General features: G+C 45.6%; 21 protein-coding genes, 1 pseudogene and 1 riboswitch. Of the genes and pseudogenes, 16 read left to right on the top strand and 6 right to left on the bottom strand.

Annotated elements, in window-relative coordinates:
• The first annotated feature begins 42 nt into the window (after positions 1 to 42).
• The 5 genes from groL to guaA all read left to right on the top strand — a co-directional run bounded on the left by groL (position 43) and on the right by guaA (position 5910).
• A complete protein-coding gene (gene groL, locus DEHRE_RS11260; RefSeq protein WP_019225298.1) occupies positions 43 to 1677 on the top strand; it encodes a chaperonin GroEL in 1635 nt (544 codons plus the stop codon).
• 829 nt (positions 1678 to 2506) lie between these two features.
• Complete coding sequence (locus DEHRE_RS11255; RefSeq protein WP_019225300.1) at positions 2507 to 2821, top strand: YmaF family protein; 315 nt, start codon at positions 2507 to 2509, stop codon at positions 2819 to 2821.
• Positions 2822 to 2949: 128 nt separating this feature from the next.
• Positions 2950 to 3615 (top strand): hypothetical protein, encoded by a 666-nt coding sequence (locus DEHRE_RS11250; RefSeq protein WP_019225301.1) that lies wholly within the window; start codon positions 2950 to 2952, stop codon positions 3613 to 3615.
• Between the two features lie 127 nt (positions 3616 to 3742).
• A complete protein-coding gene (gene hpt / locus DEHRE_RS11245) occupies positions 3743 to 4282 on the top strand; it encodes a hypoxanthine phosphoribosyltransferase (protein WP_015043658.1) in 540 nt (179 codons plus the stop codon).
• Positions 4283 to 4377: 95 nt separating this feature from the next.
• The gene (guaA, locus tag DEHRE_RS11240; protein ID WP_019225302.1) at positions 4378 to 5910 is read left to right on the top strand and encodes a glutamine-hydrolyzing GMP synthase; all 1533 of its coding nucleotides are present in this window, start codon (positions 4378 to 4380) and stop codon (positions 5908 to 5910) included.
• Between the two features lie 451 nt (positions 5911 to 6361).
• On the opposite strand, the gene DEHRE_RS11230 is transcribed toward guaA, so the two are convergent.
• Positions 6362 to 7813, bottom strand: a complete 1452-nt coding sequence (locus DEHRE_RS11230) for a helix-turn-helix domain-containing protein (protein WP_019225304.1) — start codon at positions 7811 to 7813, stop codon at positions 6362 to 6364.
• Between the two features lie 140 nt (positions 7814 to 7953).
• Between DEHRE_RS11230 and DEHRE_RS11225 the strand changes: the two genes are divergently transcribed.
• From DEHRE_RS11225 to DEHRE_RS11210, 4 genes are all read left to right on the top strand, one after another.
• Complete coding sequence (locus DEHRE_RS11225; protein ID WP_019225305.1) at positions 7954 to 8283, top strand: GTP-binding protein; 330 nt, start codon at positions 7954 to 7956, stop codon at positions 8281 to 8283.
• Between the two features lie 222 nt (positions 8284 to 8505).
• On the top strand, positions 8506 to 9483 hold the full coding sequence (locus DEHRE_RS11220; RefSeq protein WP_019225306.1) for a uroporphyrinogen decarboxylase family protein: 978 nt from the start codon (positions 8506 to 8508) through the stop codon (positions 9481 to 9483).
• Between the two features lie 63 nt (positions 9484 to 9546).
• Positions 9547 to 10737 (top strand): MFS transporter, encoded by a 1191-nt coding sequence (locus DEHRE_RS11215; protein ID WP_019225307.1) that lies wholly within the window; start codon positions 9547 to 9549, stop codon positions 10735 to 10737.
• Positions 10738 to 10840: 103 nt separating this feature from the next.
• Positions 10841 to 11230 (top strand): hypothetical protein, encoded by a 390-nt coding sequence (locus DEHRE_RS11210; RefSeq protein ID WP_019225308.1) that lies wholly within the window; start codon positions 10841 to 10843, stop codon positions 11228 to 11230.
• Positions 11231 to 11393: 163 nt separating this feature from the next.
• Here DEHRE_RS11210 and DEHRE_RS15650 read toward each other — a convergent pair whose 3' ends face one another.
• Entirely contained in the window at positions 11394 to 11483 is a 90-nt protein-coding gene (locus DEHRE_RS15650; RefSeq protein WP_353853190.1) for a hypothetical protein, read from the bottom strand.
• Between the two features lie 302 nt (positions 11484 to 11785).
• Between DEHRE_RS15650 and DEHRE_RS11205 the strand changes: the two genes are divergently transcribed.
• The 7 genes from DEHRE_RS11205 (at position 11786) to DEHRE_RS11175 (ending at position 17762) form a co-directional block, all read left to right on the top strand.
• Positions 11786 to 12106, top strand: coding sequence for a hypothetical protein (locus tag DEHRE_RS11205; protein ID WP_019225309.1), 321 nt, complete (start codon positions 11786 to 11788; stop codon positions 12104 to 12106).
• A gap of 255 nt (positions 12107 to 12361) precedes the next feature.
• Entirely contained in the window at positions 12362 to 12628 is a 267-nt protein-coding gene (locus DEHRE_RS11200) for a hypothetical protein (protein WP_019225310.1), read from the top strand.
• A 39-nt stretch (positions 12629 to 12667) separates the two neighbouring features.
• A complete protein-coding gene (locus DEHRE_RS11195; RefSeq protein ID WP_019225311.1) occupies positions 12668 to 13429 on the top strand; it encodes a prepilin peptidase in 762 nt (253 codons plus the stop codon).
• Between the two features lie 242 nt (positions 13430 to 13671).
• The gene (locus DEHRE_RS11190) at positions 13672 to 14199 is read left to right on the top strand and encodes an NADH-quinone oxidoreductase subunit NuoE family protein (protein ID WP_025206039.1); all 528 of its coding nucleotides are present in this window, start codon (positions 13672 to 13674) and stop codon (positions 14197 to 14199) included.
• A complete protein-coding gene (locus DEHRE_RS11185) occupies positions 14196 to 14588 on the top strand; it encodes a (2Fe-2S) ferredoxin domain-containing protein (RefSeq protein ID WP_019225313.1) in 393 nt (130 codons plus the stop codon). Before DEHRE_RS11190 ends, DEHRE_RS11185 begins: the two co-directional genes overlap by 4 nt.
• 43 nt (positions 14589 to 14631) lie before the next feature.
• Complete coding sequence (locus DEHRE_RS11180; protein WP_282432028.1) at positions 14632 to 15966, top strand: complex I 51 kDa subunit family protein; 1335 nt, start codon at positions 14632 to 14634, stop codon at positions 15964 to 15966.
• Between the two features lie 11 nt (positions 15967 to 15977).
• Entirely contained in the window at positions 15978 to 17762 is a 1785-nt protein-coding gene (locus DEHRE_RS11175; protein WP_019225315.1) for an NADH-dependent [FeFe] hydrogenase, group A6, read from the top strand.
• Here the strand turns inward: DEHRE_RS11175 and DEHRE_RS11170 are convergent.
• From DEHRE_RS11170 to DEHRE_RS11155, 4 genes and pseudogenes are all read right to left on the bottom strand, one after another.
• Positions 17759 to 19033: pseudogene (locus DEHRE_RS11170) on the bottom strand (ArsB/NhaD family transporter). The gene DEHRE_RS11175 and the pseudogene DEHRE_RS11170 overlap by 4 nt on opposite strands.
• 186 nt (positions 19034 to 19219) lie before the next feature.
• A riboswitch (cyclic di-GMP riboswitch) is annotated at positions 19220 to 19305 on the bottom strand.
• A 100-nt stretch (positions 19306 to 19405) separates the two neighbouring features.
• Positions 19406 to 20581: a glycosyltransferase family 2 protein gene (locus tag DEHRE_RS11165; RefSeq protein WP_019225317.1), complete on the bottom strand. Its 1176-nt coding sequence runs from the start codon at positions 20579 to 20581 to the stop codon at positions 19406 to 19408.
• A complete protein-coding gene (locus DEHRE_RS11160) occupies positions 20578 to 21270 on the bottom strand; it encodes an acetyltransferase (protein WP_019225318.1) in 693 nt (230 codons plus the stop codon). The genes DEHRE_RS11165 and DEHRE_RS11160 overlap by 4 nt, the downstream gene beginning before the upstream one ends.
• Positions 21271 to 21286: 16 nt before the next feature.
• The gene (locus tag DEHRE_RS11155) at positions 21287 to 22453 is read right to left on the bottom strand and encodes a DegT/DnrJ/EryC1/StrS family aminotransferase (RefSeq protein WP_019225319.1); all 1167 of its coding nucleotides are present in this window, start codon (positions 22451 to 22453) and stop codon (positions 21287 to 21289) included.
• Between the last annotated feature and the right edge of the window lie 12 nt (positions 22454 to 22465).

The following is a 22465-nucleotide window of genomic DNA, read 5'->3' as shown; positions in this document are numbered from 1 at the left end:
TTCCAAAGTATTTTTTGATAGAATTAAAGGAGGAACATTTAGGTGGCTAAACAAATCATTTTTAACGAAGATGCCCGCCATGCCATGGAGCGTGGTGTCAATAAGCTTGCGGAAGCTGTCCGCGTTACATTGGGACCCAAAGGCCGCAATGTTGTTTTGGATAAAAAATTTGGTTCCCCGCTAATCACCAATGATGGTGTGACGATCGCCAGAGATATTGATCTGGAAGACCCGTTTGAAAATATGGGAGCACAGCTTGTAAAAGAAGTTGCTACCAAGACAAACGATGTAGCCGGTGACGGCACGACCACAGCGACCGTTCTGGCTCAGGCCATTATTCGTGAAGGTCTGAAGAACGTTGCTGCCGGCGCTAATCCGATGGAAATCAAACGCGGTATTGAAAAAGCTGTAGAAGCGATTGTTGCTGACGTTAAAGCAAATGCCAAGACTGTAGAAAGCAAAGAAGCCATAGCTCAGGTTGCTTCGATTTCCGCTTCTGATACAACGATCGGCAGTCTGATTGCCGAGGCTATGGAAAAGGTCGGCAAAGACGGTGTTATCACTGTTGAAGAAGCCAAAGGCATGACCACTGAACTGGAAGTTGTTGAAGGAATGCAGTTTGACCGTGGGTATGTTTCCGCCTATATGATCACCGATACCGATAAAATGGAAGCTATCTTAAACGATCCATTCATTCTGATCACCGACAAGAAGATCAGTGCGATTGCAGATATCCTTCCTGTTCTGGAAAAAGTAGTTCAGGCTGGCAGACCGCTCCTGATCATCGCTGAAGATCTGGAAGGCGAAGCTATGGCTACCCTGATTGTCAATAAACTCCGCGGAACCTTTACGGCCGTAGGCGTTAAGGCTCCCGGTTTTGGAGACCGCCGCAAAGCGATGCTCGAAGACATTGCTGTTCTGACCGGCGGACAGGTCATCACTGAAGACCTCGGCCTCAAACTGGAAAATACTTCGCTGGATATGCTCGGACGCTGCCGACAGGTCAAAATAACCAAGGAAGAAACGACCATCGTTGATGGCAACGGCGACCAACAGGCTATCAGTGCCCGTGTTGAATCCATCAAGAAAATGATTGAAGAAACAACCTCCGACTATGACAAAGAAAAACTCCAGGAACGTCTGGCTAAACTGGCCGGCGGCGTTGCCGTCATCCAGGTTGGAGCAGCTACCGAAACTGAAATGAAAGAAAAGAAACTGCGCATTGAGGACGCTCTGGCAGCTACTCGCGCCGCAGTCGAAGAAGGCATTGTTGCCGGTGGCGGCACAACTTATCTTGATGCAATTGCTGCACTTGATAACGTTGACGTATCCGGCGATCAGAAAACCGGAGTGGCTATTATCCGTAAAGCACTGGAAGAGCCTGTCAGACAGATTGCTAATAATGCTGGTCTCGAAGGTTCCGTCGTTGTGGAAAAAGTCCGCAACAGCTCTAGAGGCGTAGGCTTCAACGCGATGACTGAAGTTTATGAGGATATGATTGCAGCCGGTATCGTTGACCCGGCGAAAGTAACCCGTTCGGCTCTGCAGCACGCAGCTTCGATCTCCGCTATGCTCTTAACCACAGAGTGCCTCGTTTGCGACCTGCCTGAGAAAGAAAATCCAGCAGCTGCCATGGGCGGCATGGGTGGCATGGGCGGAATGGGCGGCATGATGTAGGAAAAGACCAAACCCATTGATATATCATGCGCTGATAAAAAATATCCCCTACGGGGTAGCGTGAAGGTGATAAAAATAATCTCCTGGTATAGGGGTTATAATAAATCCTTCGGTTAGAGGTTTCTCATTAGTTTGCTGAACTTTTGGGAAGCCTCTTTCTTTTTTTTGTCTTATCATAAATGGTTAATCAATCTCATAAAATAAAATTGTGAACAAAAAATCTATAAGGAATTTCCCTTATAGATGGGCAAAGCAACCATATTGCTTGGTGTAAAAAGTAGTTCAATTTGTAGGCGGCTACTTTTTACACATAAGGCTAGATCTAGGCAAGTTTTTAATTAAATACATAGTTTAATTATTTGGATAATCAAAGCGATCAGGCTTACAAGAAGGGAACAGGAACCAAAAATGATCATCATTGTCTGATAGAGTTTTGTCATAGTCCAATTCCTCCTCTCAAGAAGAATTGGTTGCTTTACCTTTGGAAATTTATTATTCTAAATATATTTGTAGTAGTATATATGCTAGTTATACAAGTTTAGACTTAAAATGTTTGTCTTAAGAATTAAGTAGACTGTCCGAGATGGATGGTCTTTTTAGAGAGTTCGGTGAACGTCTTTGGGTATCTCCGTTGTTTTCGGGGACAGGTTAGGAATGGCCAAATATCTTTCCTCGCAAAAAAACTTTGCAGAGGAACTTGGCCTACTAATTTAGTCATATAAAAAGCGGGATGGCACCTTAAATACTTATTTGGTTAAAGATGGAAGAATAGAATATGCTCAAAAAATCTCCTCTGAAAATATTTTATAGAAAGAGGAGGTTATCTTTTATGGTGCAAACTGCGAAAAGCCCGCCAAACCATAATCATGGAAGTTCAACGCATACATCCTGCGATTACGGGCATTCTCATCAATGCTTGGATATTTCGGGAATAGCTATTTCAACCGGTGATAGTCATGTTCATCATTCAGAAAATTTCGTTTTGTATGAGCATGGACATACGCATTACTACAAAGCTGTTTCGAGCCCTTCAATTCCGCTGAAGAATGGATGGCATGCGCATAATTGGGATTTCTACACGACCGTAGACAACGGCCACCGACATCGAATTTCCGGTGTGGATATGGCGACTCCCGGCTTTTGATCCATTGATTTCGGATTTGCCAATAGGCAATCGTATAATCGATAATTCAGCCCAAACAGGAATTACCAGTAATACCTTGATTTAGCCGGTCATAATATTAAGTAAGAACTCCGCCAGGAGGGCAAGGTATGAAAAAGAAAATCATTGTCGGTTCCATCATCATTTTTTTGTTCGTCATTGGAGGAATGATTACCATAATGCGTCAGCCCGATCCGCAGCAGCTGGTTATCTTGGGCCTGGAAAACCTGAACAAAGCCAATTCATTTTCTTATGCTTTAACGCAGCAGCAGACAGTGGATGGCAAAGCGCGGTTACTGACGAGGATTACCGGCTATAAGAGCGGTGAAAACATTCAGATTCAGGGTCAGCTGGCGGGAAGCAAAGTTGAGATGATTAAGGTGGGTGATGTTCTCTACAACAAGGACCCTTTCAGCAAAGCGTGGGTAAAATTCAGCGATGTATCAGTTGCCCAAAAAGTCTTTCTGGTGGAGCTTAACCCTTTGGCCAGTCTGCAGTTGAAAGAGATCGGTGAGGTGATGCTTAAAGGAGAGAAAGAACTAAACAGCAAGAAATGCTGGGTATGCACGCTAAAACCAAGTGTACAGAATCAGATGATGGAAACTCTATGGACCGGTTTTGAGTACACGCTCTATATCACCAGAAGCACCAAAACTGTAACGCAGGTTGAAGTGAGAGCGCAAAACAAAGAAACCGGAGAACCGATGACCCTGATCCTGGAATTTAAGGATATCGGAAGAAAGATTTCAATCCAGCCGCCTGAAACGGCAGAGTAAATGTCTGGCTTCATAAAAGAAGGTACTGCAAAAACGCTGTTCGAATGCAGTTTTTGCAGTATCTTCTTTTTTATCCTGTTCAACTTGTGATATAATTCAGTGGTAATAGCTTAATGGAGTGGTAGGAATGGAAAGAAAGATTGCGAAGGTGCTGATAACCGAGGAACAGCTAAAAAAAAGGGTGGCCGAACTGGGTGAACAGATTACCAACGAATATTTTGGCAAGGATCTTCTGACCATTGGTATTTTTAAAGGGGCTGTGCCTTTTTTTGCAGATTTGATCCGGCAAATAAGAATTCCGTTGAGATATGATTTTATGGCCGTTTCAAGCTATGGGAGCTCCAACCGTTCTTCAGGAGCCGTCAGACTACTGAAGGATCTGGAAACCAGTGTCGAAGACAAACACGTCCTGATTGTTGAGGATATTGTTGATACAGGGCTTACGCTGAAATACTTGAAGGAAAACCTTCTCAGGAGACAACCCTTAAGCCTGAAGATTGTCACGCTTCTGGACAAGCCGGAGCGGAGACAGGTCGATATTCAGCCTGATTACAATGGCTTTGTGATACCAAATGAGTTTGCAGTCGGCTATGGGCTTGATTATGACGAAATGTACAGGAACCTCACGTATATTGGCGTTTTGAAGCCCGAGGTTTATGAGAAATAAAATCAAAAGAGATTACTCCATTTTACTGCCAGTTAAGAAAAATCATATCATAAGTCTCAGTACTGAAATGTTGAAATGTTGAAAGGATGATGCAAGTGGAACGTGAACTGGTGTTGGTTCTTGACTTTGGTGGACAGTATAATCAGCTGATTGCGCGCCGGGTCAGAGAAGCAAAAGTATATTCAGAGATGATTTCATATAAGACCCCTGTAGAGAAGATTAAAGCCATGGCCCCGAAAGGAATCATTTTCTCGGGAGGTCCCGCTAGTGTCAATCAGGAGGGCGCGCCTTTCATTGACCCGGCAATCTATGAACTGGGGGTACCGATCCTCGGAATCTGTTATGGTATGCAGCTGATGACCGTACAGCTAGGCGGACGTGTGGAGAGACCGCAAGCCCATGAATATGGGAAAACAGAGATCACGATTGAATATAATGAAGGGGTCTGGCACGGACTCAAAGGTGCTCGTCAGTGTTGGATGAGTCATGGGGACTCAGTGCTGGAACTGCCTGCCGGTTTCATCCGGGCTGCCTTTACCGCCAATACACCGGTTGCGGGAATCTACTGTCCGGAAAAGAACTTTTACGGCGTCCAATTTCATCCCGAAGTCAAACATACCCCGGAAGGACAGGCAATGCTTGAGAACTTTCTATACAGGGTATGCAGCTGCCAGGGCAACTGGACCATGGAATCCTTTATTGAATCCCAGGTACAGGAGATCAGGAAGAGAGTCGGAGATAAAAAGGTCTTATGCGCGTTAAGCGGCGGGGTCGATTCTTCTGTTGCCGCAGTGCTTGTTCATAGAGCGATCGGGGATCAGCTAACCTGTATTTATGTCGATCATGGATTTATGCGCAAGAATGAATCGGAGCAGGTCAAGGATACGTTTATTGGAAAGTTTCACCTGAATCTGGATTTCGTCGATGCTTCGGAACGTTTTATGGCTAAGGTGAAAGGAATTTCCGAACCGGAAGAAAAACGCAAACGGATTGGCAATGAATTTATCAGGCTGTTCGAAGATGAAGCCCGTAAGTTAGGCCAGATTGATTTTCTGGTACAGGGTACGCTTTATCCGGATATTGTAGAAAGCGGCACCGAAACGGCTGAAACCATTAAAACGCACCACAATGTTGGCGGGCTGCCTGAAGATATGCAGTTCGAACTGATCGAACCTTTACGGATGCTTTTTAAGGATGAAGTCCGGGAAGTCGGACTGGAACTTGGCTTGCCGGAAGAGATTGTCTGGCGCCAGCCATTCCCAGGCCCGGGGCTTGCAATCCGTATCATCGGCGAAATCACGCCGGAAAAGCTGGATCATTTAAGAGAAGCGGATGCAATTGTCAGGGAAGAGATTATTAAAGCCGGACTCCACATGGAGGTATGGCAATACTTTGCGGTGTTGCCCTCTATCCGCAGTGTCGGCGTGATGGGAGATGGACGCACGTACGGTTATCCCATCGTCTTAAGGGCGGTCACGAGTGACGATGCGATGACGGCCGACTGGGCAAAGCTGCCGTACGAACTGCTCGAAGTCATCTCGAACAGGATCGTCAATGAAGTCCACGGTGTGAACCGCGTGGTTTATGACATTACCTCTAAACCCCCCGGAACGATTGAGTGGGAATAATGGCGCGAAGTCCAGGAAGCCTTGAGAATACTGATTATTTTAAAGGGGTGAAATCAGTGTTGATGCTGATTTGATACTAACTTCGTAACCACCTACAAATTACAGAAGGATAAAACGTCCTCTGGAAACGACGAGTTTTCAGAGGACGTTTTTATGTTCTTCTCCAATTTTTCTTGGGCTGGAATTTGCAGCAATCATCAGCGGTGTCAGACCAGTTGAATTTCCACTCGGCATATTCTTCTTCGGTGATTTTGCCGTCTGATAATTCCTGTTTTCGGAGATTCCATCACAATTGTGTTTAATATGCAAATAAGCCAGGACGGTCACTCTGACTGTCCTCGCTTTGCAAAAGTCAGAAGATTACAGATGCAACGCAACGAGGAAACCTTCCCAGTTGCGAACACGGGATTGCGAGCCTGTGCGCAGTCTCCGACCGTAGCAAAATCATCCGTTAGCATCCAAGCAAGCGAAAGGAGAACAGAATATGCTCCCGTTCCTCTGGGTCATCCAGATTAAAACGGTACAATTCATTGATTTTTTCAAGGCGGTATACAGCAGTGTTGCGGTGGATAAACAGCTGCTGAGCCGTCAATAAATAACTGCGCTCAGACTGCAGGTAGTTGCGCAGCGTCAGGCTATACGACGTCCCATATTCGTCGTCGTAATCCTTTAGGTACCGGACTCCAGGATGGACGCAATGGCGGCAGAAATCCCTGTCCGGTTCGAAAACGAGCACATCGATCGCGCAGTCGCGAAAGTGTGTCAAGCTTTTGTTTTGTTCAATTCCTCGTTTTACCGCGATTGACGCCTGCCTATGGTAAATCGCCACCTCTCCAAGATTGACAAATTGGGCACTCACACCTACAAATAACGGGATCACACTCGGAATTGTCGATAACAGCTGGTCCTCTGCAAATGCGTCCGCCTGATGACAGAAAACGAGCTGTTCCTGAAAAATAAGACCGATCGTCTTTTTAAAGCACTCGCTCAGGCCACTGAGATACATCATAAGGTTGCCGTTCGTTGGCGCTCCGTTTATTTTGCAAACGGTCACCTGATAAGAGACATCCTCATCCCAATCCATCAGTGCAATGAGCTTTTTTTGGTTGTATTCCGCCAGGCTCCCTGAGGACAAGGCTTCGAATACGATCGACTGTGCGAAATTAATGAAAGTGCTGCCAGTCGTGTTCTGAGCGATCGAGGCAAGCGCAGCTTCGATCGTTTTGGCCAGGCATAGTTCACGCGGCGTGATCGGGTGATTCATGCATAACACGCATTGCCCAATCAGGTTGTCGTCTTTATCGCAGTAGCTGACCATGATTCCGTAGGAGTAAGGCGCAGCCACGGGTTCCTCATATACGAGTCGATTATGCCGAACGGGAATCAGCTTTATGGAATTGCTGGAATTCATCATGTGTATGGATTTTAGGGAGGACTTGTTCAATTTGATATACTCGTCCCAAAACTGGTTGATTTCACCGGGTTTATAGTTTTTGGAATATGCAATGAGATTCAGCTTCAGGTCTACAATTAATATCGGGCCAATCAGGTTGTTGCAGGCGTCCACTATGCGCTGCTCGGGATGCTCCAGCTGCGCGCTCTCAAAAACCATACTTTCCCAATTGTTATAAAACTCAAAGCAATCGATGATTTTGCTGGATATCTCGTCCATATCCAAGGACCGTAAACTGATGACGTCGTTGCCATGTGTCAGCAAAACTTCTTCGGACGTATTCCCGCTCAAAAAATCCTTTGCCCTGCCGATATAGATATGCCGACGGCCCTTCGGGGAAAAACTGGACAAAAACTGCATTCCCTCGATTTCATCAGCGCCGCCAGTCATGGTCAGAATGGGGTCATATTCCTTCAGCCATTGTGCGAGCATCCAAATATTCAGTTTCATACAGCCTCCCGATATTCACTGTACGCGCGATACAGTTTCTTAAATGAAAGACACCTCAACAATTGTCGTTTCGATATATAGCATATAAGCCGACACCAAGTTATTATTAAATTATACTGAATATCCGCATTTTTCACAAGTTGGCATTGGAAACAACTGGTGTCGCTTTTCCGAGCAATGTCTCGGAGGCCCTATCTACACACCTTAGAGTTAATGCTCAGATTACTGTAATCATTGATGCAGGCCGATGGCAGTGGCTGCGCATTCCGTTGGAGAATCTGATTATTGGTCAGCTGAGCGGCGCACATACAGTACTTATAAACAAAACAGATCTTGTGAGTCCGGAAGAAGCGGAAGCGGTGGAGAAAGACGCGCGTGAAATCAATGGAAATGCGATTTATTATCGCGTAAGTGGTATAGCGGAAATTGGTGCTAATATTTTACAGGCAATGCTGGGTGGCGAATCATAACGTCATGCAGCAAACATATTAGACTTGCAGGTAAAAAATTGCCTGAAAAATCAAAGGAGGAATGACATATTTCGGAAATCAGCGATATCGCTCTAGCCGTCGAATTTGGGAAACAGAGAATTGTCGACGCCGTTAACGCTTCATCTATTATCCGTGTGATTTAGACGAAAAGGTACTCGAAACTCTGATCGACAATAAAATTAATATGACGGAGGAAAAATTATGATGACCCCAAAACAGAATGCGCTGGAATCTATCTACGGCGGAAAGCCGGAATATGTGCCGCTTTCTCACGAAGATGTTCAATTAGCCGGCATGGCCTCTCTTGATCAGGAAGCGCCGTTAATGAGAAATGGTACTGATATTTTTGGCGTTCCTTGGGTAGCAACGAAGGAAGGCAGTATACCAAAGCCAGGATTTATGTTGTTTGACGACGTTACAGAATGGGAAAAACACGTAAAAATCCCCGATGTCGCCTCTATGGACTTTAAGGCTATGGCTGAGGCGGAAATAAATAGGAGGCCGCCGAGTGACGGGGAAGAGAAACTCGTTGAGATTATGGATGGCTTAGGACCATTTCAACGGTTGGTGTCTTTTATGACCTTTGAAGAAGCACTTTGCGCTCTTGTGATGGAACCGCAGGCGTGCATGGACTTTTTTGAAGCCGTTACCGAATATAAGATCGCCTATATTAACAAATCAATCGATGCTTACAACCCGGATATTTATTGTCTTGGAGATGACAATGCTACGGCGCGCGGATTGTTCATGTCCCCGGAGACATTTAGAAAGCTTATAAAACCTTATTGGGCAAGAATGGCGGAGGCTGTGACGAAGCGAGGCGTGCTTTTCAATATTCATGACTGCGGGAAATGCGAAGACATTATTCCGGATATGGTCGAAATAGGTGTGAGTTTTTGGCAGTCTGCGCAGCCAATGAATGATCTGGCCGGGATTCTTGATAAGTACCGGGGACAGCTCGCAGTTGAAGGCGGTTGGGATTCGTCGGGACCCCCGTCCTATATTGGCGCAGACGAAGAGATGATCCGCGCTGAGGTTAGGCGTTGCTTGACTGAGTACAAAAAACCAGGATTTTTTTTATGGCCTTCAATTATTAACGAACGCGGCAACAGCGTCTTCGTTGGGGATGATCGATTGGGCGCATTGAAGGATGAGTGGCTTAAATACCGTATGTTCTAAAGATTGCTGACAGCTAGCAAGAATTACATTGAAATATATGTAACATAAAATGGAGGGAAAATTATGCTATCAGAAAAAGAAAAGAAAAGTCCGTTTATCGTCGCATTTGCAATTATGTCGGTATATGTCATCACCATGTCGGCCGGTAACGTTTCGGCAGCACTGGCCAGTATCTCGGCGGCGTTTCCAAACGTGCCCATGTCGACAATAGCCTTAATATCAACGTTGCCGTCTTTGTTGATGATTCCGGCATCATTGATCGCTGGTGCGTTGGCAGGGAATAAAGTTAAATACAAAACTATAATAATCATTGGTATGTTATTTTATCTTGTAGGCGGTCTTGCGCCTGTATTTGCAAATAGTATGACCGTCATTCTGATCGAAAGAGCTATATTCGGTATAGGCTTTGGCTTCATTACACCTATGGGCAATGCGCTTGTTCTCAGTGTCTACGAGGGTAACAAAAGAGCAACCATGTTGGGAATGGGATCAATGGTCATGAATTTGGGCGCAATCGTCATGCAGTTTGCGGGCGGCGCACTGGCTGAAATCGGCTGGCAATACAGTTTCTATTCACACGCGTTGGGTATTCTTTCTTTGATCCTTGTTCTGATCTTCCTGACAGAACCGCCCAAGGTTGAACAGCCTGCGGGAGCGGAGAAACCAAAGGTCAGAATTCGCGGAGGCGTTTTGCTGACAGCATTATTACTCGGCATCTATATCATTTTAATATTCCCGTCCGCCATCCTCATGTCCGGATTTCTGCAAAAGAATAATTTAGGCGGTCCTGCTGTTGCCGGTATGGTGCTGTCGGTATTCACCCTGGGCGGTATGGGTGGCGGCTTTGTTTATGGTCCTTTGTTCAAAGCCATTAAAAAATATGTCGTGGCGTTAGGCTTGCTGCTCGGTGCGGTTGGTTATGCGCTGGTCATCTATTCCGGAAATATCGTTCTCGTTGCGATAGGCATGGCGATAGCCGGCGCTTCATTCTCTATCGTATTGCCGGCCTGTTATATGATCGCCGGCATGATTGCCAGTCCCCAGGAAGTCGCGCTCAGCACATCTGTCTTGTTGGCTGCCGTCAATATCTTTGCTTTCTTTTCAGGTTACTTTATCTCTTTTGTCGGTGCTGTTACCGGAGATATGCTTGCAATGCCGATGGTATGGTGCATGATCGGACTTGCAGTAGCGAGTATTGTATTTATCTTTGTCAATCCTTTGCCGAAACCGAAGCATGCGACAGTAAACGAATAGTTACTGACTAAAACGCGGAAATAACCTTCATAGATTTGCCAGAGGTATGCCATACCCCTGGCAAGTCTGAAGCAACAGAATTGGTAAGAAAGAAGGTTTTGTTATGATCTATTTTTCAGAAAAGTATGTTGAAATATCTTGGGATGAAGTTAATCGTGCTGTTGTAGTAATATTTAAGGGTTATATGAGCAGCGAGCAGCTCAGGGAAGCATTCGAAAAAACCATAGAATGTGGCTTAAAGTACCGAGCAAAAAAATGTTTAACAGATAACAGAAATTTTACAACAATAAGACCAGACGACCAAAAATGGCTGGAAGAAGTTTACATTCCCCAAGCAGCCAGAGCCGGGTTTACTAAGATAGCACAAATTTTACCTCAAAATATTATACAGAAGCAAGTTTTAAACAAATTGGGAACATATACCAAGTCTTTAATCGATTTTCATTATTGTGAAAGCTTTGAAGAGGCTGTTGCTTGGCTAAAAAAGCAGTAATAATGGTGATCATAGAACCGGCATGAGGGTTCTATGGAGCTGATATCGTTCTTATCGTGGGAATGACGCCCCGGAATCATCAATTCCGGGGCGTTATACAGTTACCACCAAGAGTTTTGTTTCTACGGATTTTTGCGGTTTAATACACTTTAGCTCATTTTACTCAACCGTTCGATCCGATAGACATTAGAATATGAAGCCTGATATCGGAAGAATCCAAATCCAGCCCTGTTAACTCGCTGATTCGTTCAATTCTGTATAAGAGATAGTTACGGTGGATAAAAAGTTCCCCTGCTGTTTTAACATAATTTCAGCTCTTATTACATCAGCGTTAGAACACCAGATTATTTACATCGCCGGCTTGCAGAAAATCTTCGTCGGCATGTGCTAGGCCCGTCTTGCCAGAATGAGAAAGGGACGTTATAATGCTATATAGTGTACATAGGCTGTTGTATATCAGAAAGTATAATTATTTTCTGGTATATCTAAGTGCAACTAAGCAGCCGCCAAAGACTTGGCACCAGCCAAGTTTTCTTATAAAAAGGGGTGAATGTCATGAGAATCACGATTTTACCCAAAAGCAAGTCCGGCAGAAAATCCTTCATCCTGGTGATTGTCAGCTGGATTTTGTTTGTCGTGGGTTCCGTACTTCCATACAAGGAAGGGTACTCCGGCTTAGAACTGATCTCGCATAATCCCCTTCAGGTTGTCATTACCGTTCTGATCTTTGCCGCAGGCATTGCAGCGGCCATTATTGGACTGAAAGCTGTTATCAGGAAGAAAGAGCGGTCGGTTCTGGTTTTTCTGGTGATTCTGATCGGCGTGTATTATATCCTGAGTTTTTGCGGCGTCGCTGCGAACGTGTTTTTTAGCTAAACATCTCTTTTGATGGGATGTAACCGTACTCGTTTTTTTAGCAAGTATCGCAGCCTTTATTACAGGAATAAAAGCGGTACGTAAACATAAAGACAACGCTATTCTCGTCAGGATATCCATCATTCTGGGATTTTGTACGATTCTGTTTCTTCTGCTGCACAGCTTATTTATCAATGATTAGAAACGATCAAAATAATTTTCGAATATATACAATAATAAGGTTGAAGGCGTTAAGTGACAGGAAGGGATGATCATATGAAGACAAAGTTATGGCCCCAATCTCGTTCCGGCCGATGGTCGGCTGGACTGAGCATTGCTTTTATTGTATTGATCGTGCTGAAATTGATGGGCGCATTGCCTTTGCCGACGTTTGCAGTAGCTGCATTGGGATTAGCAGGCTTTATTGCCGGAATTGCTGCAATCGTTGGGAAAAAGGAAAGGGCGATCCTGGTGTTTCTGCCAATACTCGTAGGATCACTGATTATCTTCTGGACTGTGGCGGAGATTGTTTATCCACATTAGGCCTTTAATTAATTCCAGCATTAAAAAGGTGGTGCCGTCTTGATCGAAAATATTATCATTTCTTTCATTGTGCTACTGTATGGTTTAGTCATCGGCAGTTTTCTGAATGTGTGCATTTACCGGATTCCGATCGGGAAAAGCGTTGTTGGCGGGAGATCCTACTGCCCGCACTGTGATACGCTGATTCCGTGGTATCTGAACATCCCTGTTTTCAGCTATCTCTTTCTGCGGGGGCGCTGCAAAAACTGCCGGGGGCTGATCTCCCCGGTCTATCCCGCGGTCGAGCTGCTGAACGGGATCTTGTACCTGATTGTCTGGTTCACCTATGGACTGAGCCTGGAAAGTGCTTTTCTGGCAATGCTTTTGTCTGTGCTGATTGTCGTGTCGTTTATTGACTGGCAGAAAAGGGTGATTTCGAATAAGCTGGTCGTTTTTCTGTTGGGCTTAAGTGTTTTGCACGGCGTCTATCAGAGCGTGTATTTTGGAGCTGCGTGGTATACTTGGGTCATTGGTTTTTTTGCGGCTTCCGTACCGCTTTTTTTTCTGAGCTTATTTTTTCCCGATGGCCTAGGCGGAGAAGATATCAAGCTGATGGCTGCAGCAGGGCTTTTTATGGGCCCACCGGTGCTGTTGGCGTTATTCCTTGGTTCGTTGTACGCAGGTCTTACTGCACTGTTACTGATCACAGTCAAAAAAGGATCCCTGAAATCAGAGATTCCTTTCGGACCGTTTCTGTCCCTCGGGATATTTACTGCTATGATCTTTGGAGGGCAGATCTTTCTATTCGCTGTGCCGGTGTAATGGAACGTAAGTAATTTAAAAATGATGATATGAGTAATGAAGAAAACAAGATAATGGCTGACCCGAAATGCAATGAATATGCAAAAGTTCATTGCATTATTTTATGCCCGGGCTCTTGTCTGAATAAATCTATGCTATTTTTCCAAACTATTACTGAATAGCTCTTTGCCATGAAAAATAATTGCGTCTTGAAACGATCAAAAAAAATCATTGCTGTTATCGGAAAGGATCGTGTACCTGCTATGACTAAGCCACAGGCAATCGATGTTATGGAACCAACCAATGAAAATCTACCCAGAGAAAAATTCGAGGAACTGGAAGCTTTTATTAACAGTTTACCAACAACGAAAAGCGCTCTGATTGAAATCTTACATAAAGCCCAGAATATTTTCGGCTATTTACCGAGGGATGTACAACTTTTTATTGCCCGGAAATTAGGAATTCCGGGAGCGGAAGTATTCGGAGTCGTTAGCTTTTATTCCTACTTTACAACCAAGCCAAAGGGAAAACATACGATCAGTGTCTGTATGGGGACTGCTTGCTTTGTCAAAGGGGCGGATAAAATTATGGAAAGACTGAAAGAAAAGCTTGGCATTGAATCCAATGGAATTACACCTGACGGTCTTTTCGGTCTGAAAGATGTCCGTTGCATCGGCACTTGCGGCATGGCTCCCGTTATGATGATCGATGACAAAGTATTTGGCCGGGTGAGAGAAGAGGACCTGGATACCATCCTCGAATCATACCGCCGGAAGGAGATACTGGTATGAAAGTTGGTTCGTTGGAGGACTTAAAAAGAATTAAAGAAGAATACCAAAAAAATATAAATATAGAACAAGGCGGCCAAAAGCCGGAAGGACAAATCAAAATTCTTGTGGGGATGGGCACCTGCGGCATCTCATCAGGTTCAAGGGAGACCTACAATACTTTTTTGGATGAGATCACTGCCCAGAACATAACCAATGCCAAAGTTGTTCCAGTTGGCTGCATTGGCTGCTGTCACTCGGAACCAACTGTTCAGATAAATAAATCGGACGAACAACCGGTTCTCTATGGCAATGTAACCAAAGACAAGGTCCGGGAAATTATTGAGCAGCATATTAAAAACGGCAAAGCAGTTGAAAGTCTCTCTTTGGAAATAAACTTTGACCGGGTGTAAAAGCGGGCGCAGATTACAAAGTACGTAAATTTATTTGGAGGCTATGATGTCAGAAACAGCAAAGAATCTGAAACAGTACCGGATTGCCCTGCGCAATTGCGGTCTGATTAACCCGGAAAATATCTTGGATTATATTGCGGTCGGAGGCTATGAGGCCTTGGGAAGAGTGCTGACAACAATGTCCCAGGATCAGGTCATAGACGAAATAAAAAAATCTGGGCTGCGAGGCCGCGGCGGAGGAGGATTCCCCACAGGTCTCAAATGGGAAATTACAAAGAATCAAGAAAACAAGGACAAATATATTATTTGCAATGCAGACGAAGGTGACCCCGGGGCTTTCATGGATCGGAGCATTCTGGAGGGCGATCCTCATTCCGTTTTAGAGGCCATGGTGATCGGTGGCTATGCGATTGGCGCCGCCACCGGATTCATTTACATTCGGGCCGAATACCCGTTGGCAATTTCTAGGCTGCAAATTGCTTTGCGGGAGGCCCGAGAATTGGGCTTCCTGGGCAAAAATATTTTCAACACGTCTTTTTCCTTTGATATCCAGTTGAAATATGGAGCCGGGGCTTTTGTCTGTGGGGAAGAAACAGCGCTCATTAACTCCTGTGAAGGAAAACGCGGTGAGCCAAATTTTAAACCGCCTTATCCTGCGGAAGAAGGATATTGGGGCTGTCCGACCTGTGTAAACAATGTGGAGACGTTTGCCAATATTTCTCCGATTATCCTCAAAGGGAGCAGTTGGTTCGCTTCCATTGGCACTGAGAAAAGTAAAGGGACCAAGGTTTTTGCGCTGGTCGGTAAAGTCAAAAATGTTGGCCTGGTCGAAGTCCCCATGGGAACAACCTTGCGAGAAATTATCTTTCAAATTGGCGGAGGTATCCCCAACGGCCACAAATTTAAAGCCGTTCAAACAGGGGGGCCGTCCGGAGGCGTGATCCCGGAGAAACACCTGGACATTCCTTTAGACTATGATAACCTGCTCAGTATAGGGTCCATGATGGGATCAGGGGGCATGATCATCATGGATGAAACCGATAATATGGTCAATATCGCCAAGTTTTACCTGGAGTTTACGATGGATGAATCCTGTGGACGCTGCACGCCCTGCCGGATCGGTACCAAGCGGTTATATGAAAAGCTGAATCTCATTACCCGCCGCAAAGGAACGATGGCGGATTTAGATGCCATCAAACAGCTCGCTTACATGGTTAAAGGTAGTTCGCTCTGCGGGCTTGGGCAGACTGCGCCCAGCCCGGTCATCAGTACCATGAAATATTTTTGGGACGAATACCTGGCCCTGATCAAAGACATCGACCATCCTCAGGGGGAAGGCCATTATCAAGCAAAGAATAAAATTGGTCTGGAATCATAAGGAGGCTAACCATGACCCACGTTCAACAAACGCATCCTGCTAAAAAAATGATTGATTTTAAAATTAATCATCAATATCTACGGGTCCCTGAAGGCATCACCATTTTGGAAGCCGCCCATAAAGCAAGAGTTCGGATTCCAACTTTATGTCATCTGGATTTGCATGATATCAAAATGGTCAATCAGACGGCTTCCTGCAGGGTCTGCATGGTTGAGCTAATCGATGAGAAGACAAACCGGAATAAACTTGTCCCGGCGTGCGTAACCACCATTACGGATGGAATGGAAGTACTCACGCATACGCTTACAGCGATTACAGCCAGAAGAATGGCGGTTGAACTCCTGTTATCGAATCATCCCAATGAATGCTTTACCTGTCCCAAAAACGGAGAATGTGAGCTTCAGGCCTTAGCTGCAGAATTAGGGGTTCGGCATATCCGCTGGGAAGGTGAACGGATGAATTATCCGAAGGACGTATCCAGTGAGGCGATCGTCAAAGACGCCAACAAGTGCATTTACTGCCGGCGTTGTGAAACGATGTGCAATAAGGTCCAAACCTGCGGTATCCTGTCAGGGATCGGCCGCGGATTTGAAGCCTTTGTTGGCCCTGCCTTTAACATTCCGATGGTAGAGTCTTCTTGTACTTACTGCGGTCAATGTGTTCAGGTATGCCCTACAGCAGCGCTTACGGAAATTAATCATACCGATAAAGTATGGGAAGCTTTAAATGATCCGGATAAATATGTGATTGTCCAAACTGCTCCGGCTATCCGCGTAGCCATCGGAGAAATATTTGATATGGAACCAGGGACGATTGCAACCGGCCAGCTTGTAACCGCCTTAAAGCGTATCGGATTTAACGCAGTTTTCGATACGGATTTTGGAGCGGACTTGACAATTATGGAAGAAGCCTCAGAACTGATCTACCGTCTGCAGAACAATAAAACACTTCCGATACTTACGAGCTGCTGTCCGGCCTGGGTCAAATTTATTGAGCATCAGTTCCCTGAATTGTTGGAAGTGCCTTCCACCTGCAAGTCACCGCATATTATGTTCGGTACAATCGTCAAAACCTATTATGCCGAGAAGAATGGCATTGATCCGGACAATATCGTGGTGGTCTCCGTCATGCCCTGTATTGCCAAGAAAGCCGAGGCCAAGCGTCCGGAACTAACTAAGGATGAGCATAATAACGTCGATATTGTCGTCACGACCCGGGAACTTGGCCTAATGATCAAGGAAGCCGGTCTGGATTTTATCAATCTGCCTTCGAGTGAATATGACAAACCATTGGGTGAAACCACAGGAGCCTCAGTGATCTTCGGGACCAGCGGCGGGGTTATCGAAGCTGCGCTCAGGACAGCTTATGAGTGGCTGACCGGTGATGAATTACAGAAAGTTGAGTTCGAGCAGCTCCGGGGAGATGGAGGCTTGCGAAAGGCCACAGTTCAAATCGGCGACAAGATGCTACGGATAGGCATTGCCAGCGGGCTCGGAAACGCCCGGACCCTGCTTGAGGAAATCAGAGACGGTAAGAATCAATACGAAGCCATTGAAATTATGGCTTGTCCCGGAGGCTGTGTTGCCGGAGGTGGGCAGCCCTACCATCACGGCAATTTTGAAATTGTCCGCAAGCGTCAGGAAGCCATCTATCAGGAAGATAAAAATAAAAAGATCAGAAAATCTCATGAGAATTCAGAAATCCAAAAACTTTATCAGGAATATCTGGGCCAGCCTTTCAGTGACACTGCCCATAGATTGCTTCATACTCATTTTGAAGAGAGAGAAAGAATCTAATAGTACCGCAGCAAAATATACGCCGAGGCGATCACAATGGATAGAATCATGAACGGAAATCCGATCAGGAAGTATTTTTTGTAGCTGATCGTATAGCCGTTTTTTTCGGCAATCCCTGAGACAATGACGTTGGCCGAGGCACCGACAATTGTGCCGTTTCCGCCCAGGCAGGCGCCCAGAGCCAGAGACCACCAGAGCGGCTGGAGCTGTTCTGGGGTCAGCCCGCCGAGGACCCTGATTTTTTGAATCAACGGAATCATGGTGGCCACGAATGGAATATTATCGACGAAAGCTGAAAAAATAGCGGAAAGCCAGACAATCAGCATCGCCATGACGACCGGTACACCGCCGGTAAGCCCAAGGCTCCATTCAGCAATCTTATCCAGGACGCCGACTTCGACCAATCCTCCAACTAAAACGAATAATCCGGTAAAGAAGAAGATCGTCGGCCATTCAATCGCCAGAAATACCTCTTCCGGTTCCTCATGGCTCAGCACCATGAGCAGCATGCCTCCGGCCAGCGCAATCGTAGCGGTCTCAACATGGATGACGGCGTGCAGCATAAAACCGACAATGGTCAGAGCGAGCACGGCCAGGCTTCTTTTGAGCTGGGCTCAGTCTTTAATATAGTCGTATTCATTTTGCGACAGCAGCAGGGCGATGGATTCCTTATCGGTCTTTAGCTTTTGGCGATAAAGAAAATAAAAGCCCAATAGGGTAACAGCCAAGATCACAATCGTCACAGGTGCCAGGTTCACCATGAAATCCATAAAAGTAAGCTCTGCCGGTCCGGCAATCATGATATTCGGCGGATCACCGATCAGGGTCGCGGTTCCCCCGATGTTGCTGGCTAGAATCTGGGTAATCAAAAAAGGTATTGGGTTTAATTTCAAGGTTTCAGCAATCACAATGGAAACCGGAACGACCAGCAAAACAGTCGTCACGTTATCCAGAAAAGCCGATAAAACGGCAGTCAGTATAGCCAAAGAGATCAGCAGTCTGATTGGATTGCCTTTGACTTTCTTGGCGACCCAAATAGCCAGAAAGCCGAAGACACCGGAACGTCTGGTCAGATCGACAATGATCATCATGCCGATAAGTAAGCCCAGCGTATTCCAGTCGATGTGTTCCACAGCAGTTTCCTGCGGGAATACACCCAAAAGAATCAGGAGACAGGCACCGAGGGCCGCGGCGACAGCCCGCGGGATTTTCTCCGTTACGATTAGTGCATACGTAGCTACAAAAATAACAAGGGTCAGAATCAAGGTCATGAATCGTGCACCTCCATCATTAGTGTGGTCAATTTTTATTGGCCTAACCGGTTAGAATATACCAAAATAGTTGAAATAAAAAAGAGCAGATCCATAAAAGGAACTGCTCTTCCCTGAGAAGTTCAAAATCCTTGTAGTCTGGCAATCCTGTCAGAATATCCTGGAAATGCATTTGGATTCCATTCATTTTGTATTGCATGCATTTCAAATTCCCTGATTTAGACCCATAACTTTAGCGTCCTTCACTTTCGTGAAGTTTGCCCCAACACATTAAAAATCATATTATATTTTATTTGCAAATCTGAAAAATCCTGATCAACTGGATTGTGTCCAGAAAAGAAGTATAGCATCTCCGTTCATATTTTGTAAAGATCAGTTCGATCTTCTCAAATAATATTCAAAATTCTCGAGTGCCCAGGCATCATGGTACAAATTCCCTTCCCGGGATGCAGGGTCCAAAAGTGAAGTGCAATAGGCTGTTCTTTTTCCATCGGCTAGCTCTTGAAATATTTCGAGGTATTTCCATTTGGCCTTTTTGGCAAAGCTTTCGTTACTGTTGGCTTGCTTGGCCAGCATAAAGCAGGTTTTTATGCTTCTGTTCAGCGTGCAGAGGCTTTGGGCCTGACACTTGTCACAGCCGATGAACTGGGTCATATCAATTTCCACGGTCGTGACAAAGCCGACTTTGAAAGGAGTATAATGCACAATCCTTGGTGATAATTCAGCATCGCCATACCCGCATTCCTCATTCCAATAACCGATCCGGTCAATGAGCTCAGGCCGTAACCCCTGAAGACATCCCGGAATAAAATCCATGATTACATCAATGCCGGCATTTCTCAGCTGAAGATAGGATAGATCATTCTTGACCTGAGGAATGACGGGAGGGAGAAATCTCGGATAAGGGTTATCCCGCATGGTTCCTAAGAGACCCACTTCCGGAAAAGCTTCAAATATTTCCATATACCTGGTCAGCCAGTTTTTGGTCTTGATATAGACATCGCTGTCAATCGTGAAGAAATACTGGTTGGGCTTTCTCTTTCTGAGGTTGTAGTTCAGGACATAGATCGGCCCCCGGTTAACCTTCAAGCGTGTTTTGGATTTAATTCTTTTGTCCTGAAGGCTTTTGATATAATTCCAGGTATCATCTTTGGAGTTGCAGTCGATGATATGCATTTCAAAATCTTCGTCTGAATCCAAAATCTTGTTTAGGTTCTGCATGGTAAGCCCGAGACGGTTGAAGGTAACATAGCTGATAAAAGGAGGAGGGGAGGTGCTGTCTGTCGGGTTCTGTACAGAAGGTTCAATGATTTCTTCCAGGATCCCAGGATCTAGAATCTGTTGAAGGATGGTGGCGTCGTCTAATTCTTCCCAGTCAATGTTTTTTGGAACCGCTTGTTGAGAAATTTCCGCAGTAGGGGTGTCAGCGGCTTCCTGAACAGGGAAGGGGCTGACGCGTTTTTGCAGGGCAGAGGCTTGAGCCTGATTAATGGCTTCAAGAACAAGCTGTATCGCAGTTTTGATCAAAATAGAAGAAAGTTCCTTCATATCATCAGTCCTTTAGGGGAATGGGTTTCAACCAATTCTTTTAAATGTTTAACCGGTCGGGCAGGGACACCGACGGCCGTGCAGTATTCCGGGATGTTGCGAGTGACGGCAGCACCAGCCCCGATGATGCTCCACCTGCCAATCTCTTTTTCGGGGATCACCACAGTTTTGGAACCGATTTCACAACCTTCATGGACCTGCACGTTTCCGGCCAGGGTGACGTCCCAGTATAAAGAGGAGTAATCCCGGACAGCCGTATCGTGGCCAATCCTGCAGCCCGGATTTAAGGCTACGTGACTACCTATCCTGACATCCGTCGACAGAAAACTGTTCCAGCAGATGATATTGCCGCAGCCCAATTGAACGGAGTGGCTTATTCGGGCAGCGGGATGAATCAGGTTGGCAAAATATAGCTGAAAACAGGACAGGCTGGCGATCAGACGGTATTTATCCGTCGGTCTCGCGATCGCACATACAATCCAGAGAGGGTGCCCTGTGTTTTTTTCGAGCCAGTCCAGGTTGCCCAGAACAGGATAGTCATTAATAACCTTTCCTTGTTTGGCCGGAGTTTGGTCGATATAGCCCAACAGGTTCCACTGCTTTTTTTCTGTATTGATATCTTCAACGAGCTCGGTAGCTTCCCGGCCAAAGCCGCCGGCTCCAAAAATGATGAGATCTTTTATAGCCAATGATCACACGCCCAATTCAATTGAAAATTTCGTTGATTTGCTTTTTATTTTTAATTTTTATTTCCCTGATGATGCCGCCTATTTTTTGAACGTCGGACGCTGACATTCTGCCGTGAAGCGGCAGAGCCAGAACACTTTCTGCGACTTTGTTGGCTGTGGGTAGATTGTCTGCGGAGGAGGAAGGAAGACCTTTAAAACACTTAAAATTGCTGCAGAGCGGGTAAAAATATTTTCGGCAAAAAATATTGAAGCTTAACAATCGGCTATAGAGCTCGTCCCGGGAGATACCGTATGCGGTCGGATCAACCCGGATAACAAAATACGGATAATTGGCTGTAATTTCTTCAGCCTCCTGGGAGACGGTTATCCCAGGGACATCAGCCAGCACTTGCCGGTACAGGTTGGTAAGATATTTCCTTTGGGCTATTTCAGCTTCCACTTCTTTTAAGAGCAAAATGCCGACAGCAGCCTGCAATTCGTTCAGTTTGCCGTTTATACCCGGTTCGTCCACACTGTAGTCTTCTTTTAGACCAAAATTTCTCAAACACTTGGCTTTCTGCTGGAGGTCCTGATCCCGAAAGATAAGTGCACCGCCTTCGACGGTGTGAAAGATTTTGGTGGCATGAAAGCTGAACATGGTGATATCTCCATAGGAGCCGACCGGTTTATCCTTTATTTTCACACCAAAAGCGTGGGCCCCGTCATAAAGTACTTTCAGGTTATGCCTTGCTGCAATCCGGTCAATCTTTTCGACCTCGCACGGATGGCCGAAAACGTGTACCGGCAGGATGGCAGTGGTTTTATTCGTAATCAGGGACTCGATACGGTCGGCATCAATATTGAACGTGGCTTCTTCAATGTCGCAGAAGACCGGCGTAAGATGATTCCAGGCCAGCGCGTTGGCCGTAGCGGCAAAGGTAAACGGGGTGGTGATGACTTCCCCGGACAGATCCAGGGTTTTGCATGCAATTTGCAAGGCATTCGTGCCATTTGCAAAAACCGATAAATATCGGGTGCCCAGGAAAGCAGCCAGTTTTCTTTCCAGTTCTTGGACCATCTTTCCGTTATTGCTGAGCTGCCTGCTTTGCCATATTATTTCGAGCATGCTGTAAGTCTCCGCCAAGTCTGGCAGCAAAGGTTCGGTAACATAGACCGGTTCAGAAAAACCATCATTGTTTATCATTTTTTTCTCCCC

Origin of the sequence: Dehalobacter restrictus DSM 9455 (assembly GCF_000512895.1) — a bacterium.
GTDB classification, from domain to species: domain Bacteria; phylum Bacillota; class Desulfitobacteriia; order Desulfitobacteriales; family Syntrophobotulaceae; genus Dehalobacter; species Dehalobacter restrictus.
Note: the sequence above shows the minus strand (reverse complement) of the source record. Positions and strands in the feature narration are given on the sequence as shown.